This window comes from Phycisphaerae bacterium (genome assembly GCA_035384605.1).
Classification (GTDB): domain Bacteria; phylum Planctomycetota; class Phycisphaerae; order UBA1845; family PWPN01; genus JAUCQB01.
In genome coordinates, this window is sequence record DAOOIV010000221.1 from 1 (window position 1) to 3574 (window position 3574).

Consider the following 3574-nt stretch of genomic DNA (forward strand, 5'->3'; position numbering starts at 1 on the left):
CATTCTGGGGCCTTCCCCATGGAGGATTCCCATTCGCTGGCCCCAGAATCCATTCGCTGGCCCCAGAATCCATTCTGGGGCCTTCCCCATGGAGGATTCCCATTCGCTGGCCCCAGAATCCATTCGCTGGCCCCAGAATCCATTCTGGGGCCTTCCCCATGGAGGATTCCCATTCGCTGGCCCCAGAATCCATTCTGGGGCCTTCCCCATGGAGGATTCCCATCCTCATTCCTGCCGCACGCGGAAAAACCCCGCCACGCGAGGCGGCCCGGAAGGGATGCCGGGCCGAGCAGGTCCCTGGCAGTCAAAGCCCGCCCTACCGCCCTGCCGCCTTCAGACTGGCCCTCGATCCCTCGTCGAGAAACACGTTGTCCAGCCCCAGGGCGATCAGCGTGTAGCCCTCGTCGATCGCCCTGCGGATATTCTGCTCGTTCGGCCGGACGATGTGCGTGCCGGCTGATACCTTGTGGCTCTTGCAGGCAGCCCGGTACCTGTCGAGCGCCGCGACCATCTGGGGATGGTCGAGCTGGCCGGTAATGCCCATCGAGCCGCTCAGGTCCAGCGGGCCGATGAACACGCCGTCGACGCCCGGAACCTCCAGAATCGCATCGATGTTGGCGATGGCATCCTTGTGCTCGATCTGCATCACCATGGCGATCTCTTCGTTGGCCGAGACGATGTACTCGGCGAAATCCATACCGTGCATGTTCGCCCGGCTGTAACCGTACCCGCGCACGCCTCGCGGTGGATACTTGCTCTCGCGGATCGCGGCCTCGGCCTCCGCGGCGGTCTTGACCATCGGGACGATCAGCCCGCGGGCCCCGGCATCCAGGACCCGGTGAATCCACACCGGATCGTTCAGCGGCAACCGCGCCACCGGCACGCAATCAAAACCGTCGATCGTGCGAAAAATGTGCGCCGTCGTCTCCAGGTCGATCGCCCCATGCTCCAGGTCAACGCAAACCCAATCGAATCCCGCCCGGGCAAAGATCTCGGCACAGGCCGGGTGCCCGATCTGCATCCATCCACCCAACGACAACTCTCGAGCAAGCAGCGCCCGACGCAACTTGTTTTTCATCACGACCTCCCCCCAATCACGGCCGGGTTAAGCAGATCCATCTCGCCGAAACGGCCGGCCTCGGCCAACCGTACGTTCTGCAGCGCCCGCTCGGCCATGCGGTTACACGCCTCGCGGGTGCTGCTGCCCACGTGCGGAGTCATCACTACGTTATCCAGCTTGCGAAGATCCTTCTCCGGGGCAACCGGCGCGTACGGCTCGGCCTCGAATACGTCCAATGCCGCTCCCGCCGGCCTGCCTTCCGACAGGGCGTCAAACAAAGCCGCCTCATCGAGCACCGCGCCGCGCGCCGTATTGATCAGCCACGCCCCGGCCGGGATCATCGCCAGCCGCTCGCGATTCATGAAGTGCCGCGTGGCCGGCGTGCTCGGAATGTGCAGGCTGACGAAATCGGCGGTCGCAACCGCCGCACCGTAATCCTTGCCTGTTTCGGCGAATCCGTATTCCGTTTTCATCCGCTCGATATCCAGGTCGGCCACATCGCATCCCACGACGCGCATCCCGAACCCTCGGGCCGCGATCCTCGCGACTCGTCGCCCAATGGGTCCGCAGCCGATCACGGCCAGCGTCTTGCCTGCCAGCTCGCTACCCACCATCGGCGCAAACCCGCCCTTCTTGACTTCCGCCGCAACCTTCGCCACGTGCCGCGCCGCCGCCAGAATCAAGGCGATCGTCATCTCGGCCACTGAATCGTCGAGGACACCGGGCGTATTGGTGCAGATCACGCCTCGAGCGGTCGCCTTGTCCTTGTCAATGCCGTCGTGTCCCACACCGAAGCGGGCGAGCACTGCGCCTGCCGGCAACGCCTCGTACAGCACTCCGGTGTACTTCTCCACGCCGACAATGACATGACGCACCCCCTGAGCACGGACAAAGACCGCCAGTTCGGCCTCCGCCGCAGGGGCTCTCAGGCATTCCACGCCGACACGCGCAGCCTGCCGGAATACCTCCGCCGCCTTGTCGAACTCCGTCGCTGTGACCGCAACTTTGATCATGTTCATCCCGACGTCGGTGCCCCCGAAAGTCCTGCGGAAACATCTGACAACCGCCCGGCCATTCATCCCCCGAACGGTTCTCGCATCGTCAGGCGAGGCGCTGTAGAGTATCGTGCCATGCGGCAAACGCCAAGCGCTTGGGGCGCGGCGATAAGAAAGGAGCCGAGGCACGCTGCGACAGCGTGAAGAGAATCTGCCCTCTCGCCTCTCGAATGCAAGGAGATTCATTATGATCGGAGTCGGTCTCATCGGAGCCGGGTTCATCGGGCGAAACCACTTCAACCAGTACGAGAAGATGGGCCGGCGGGCCAAGGTCGTCGCGCTCTGCGACAAGGAACCGCAGCGCCGCGCCGGAGACTGGTCGGGCGTCGGAGGCAACATCGCGGATGCCCAGGGAACCAAGCGGGATCTTGGTGACATCAAGCAATATGCCGAGTGGCGGGATCTGCTCGCCGACCCCGCCGTACAGATGGTCGACATCTGCGTTCCCACTTATCTGCATCCCGAGATGACCATCGCCGCCTTGGACGCCGGTAAGCACGTCCTGTGTGAGAAACCCATGGCCCTGACCGTTGAAGAATGCGACAAGATGCTGACGGCGGCCGTCAAAGCGAAGGGACGCTTCATGATCGCCCAGTGCATCCGCTTCTGGCCCGAATGCGTCTACCTCAAGCAGGCCATCGACGACAAGCGATTCGGCAGGCTCAAGGCTTTGACCCTTCGCCGCCAGGCCGCCACCCCCACCTATTCACTCAACAATTGGCTCCTCGATCCAAAGCTGTCGGGCGGAGCGGTTCTTGATCTGCACGTCCACGACACGGATTGGGCCCTGCACCTGCTCGGCACGCCCCAGACGATCACCGCCCAGATATGTGAACGAAACGGATCTCCCGACCGCGTGCATTCGCTGTGGTACTATCGGCCCGATCTCGTCGTCCAGATCGAAGGCTTCTGGGACATGCCGCCCGCCTTCGGCTTCAACATGGGCTTTACCGCCCGCTTCGAGAAGGCCGCCCTGCTGTTCGACCTCAGCAGCGGCAAGCCGCTCACAATCCTCAAGGACGACGGCTCCACCGAAACGCCCGCAATGGGCCCGAACGACGGGTACTACAACGAGATCGATTACTTCCTCGGGTGCATCGAGCGAGGAGTCGGACCGACGATCAGCACTCCAGGTGAAAGCCGCGAGGCCGTGCGTATGGCCTTGCTCGAAAAGGAATCCGCCAGGTCCGGACAGGCGGTTCGCGTCTGACCACGTATGAAATGGGAGACCTGGGTGGCGGGAAGGCCCGGGCGACGCTGACGATAGCAGGCGGTTCGCGTCTGACCACGTATGAAATGGGAGGACACCGCCGCAGCAAGACAAAACAGTTGCAAACCAACGTACGACACGGTCGCAGCAACGTACGGCACGGTCGGAGCAAGGTAGGGCACGGTCGCAGCAACGTAGGGCACGGTCGGAGCCGCCAAAGGCGGCGGAGACCTGCCGATCTCGACCACG

3 protein-coding genes are annotated in these 3574 nt (G+C 63.4%); 1 reads left to right on the plus strand and 2 read right to left on the minus strand.

The features are described from left to right. Positions 1-316 precede the first annotated feature (316 nt). Both PLL20_22015 and PLL20_22020 read right to left on the minus strand, forming a co-directional pair. Positions 317-1078, minus strand: a complete 762-nt coding sequence (locus PLL20_22015) for an aldolase/citrate lyase family protein (protein ID HPD32676.1) — start codon at positions 1076-1078, stop codon at positions 317-319. Then, positions 1078-2079, minus strand: a complete 1002-nt coding sequence (locus tag PLL20_22020; protein HPD32677.1) for an NAD(P)-dependent oxidoreductase — start codon at positions 2077-2079, stop codon at positions 1078-1080. Before PLL20_22020 ends, PLL20_22015 begins: the two co-directional genes overlap by 1 nt. 223 nt (positions 2080-2302) lie before the next feature. Between PLL20_22020 and PLL20_22025 the strand changes: the two genes are divergently transcribed. Further along, complete coding sequence (locus tag PLL20_22025; GenBank protein HPD32678.1) at positions 2303-3325, plus strand: Gfo/Idh/MocA family oxidoreductase; 1023 nt, start codon at positions 2303-2305, stop codon at positions 3323-3325. The last annotated feature ends 249 nt before the right edge of the window (positions 3326-3574 follow it).

What these genes read in the sequence shown, in the direction of transcription:
- PLL20_22015 (HPD32676.1), bottom strand. Translation starts at nt 1,078, where the DNA reads ATGAAAAACAAGTTGCGTCGGGCGCTGCTTGCTCGAGAGTTGTCGTTG.
- PLL20_22020 (HPD32677.1), bottom strand. Translation starts at nt 2,079, where the DNA reads ATGAACATGATCAAAGTTGCGGTCACAGCGACGGAGTTCGACAAGGCG.
- PLL20_22025 (HPD32678.1), top strand. Translation starts at nt 2,303, where the DNA reads ATGATCGGAGTCGGTCTCATCGGAGCCGGGTTCATCGGGCGAAACCAC.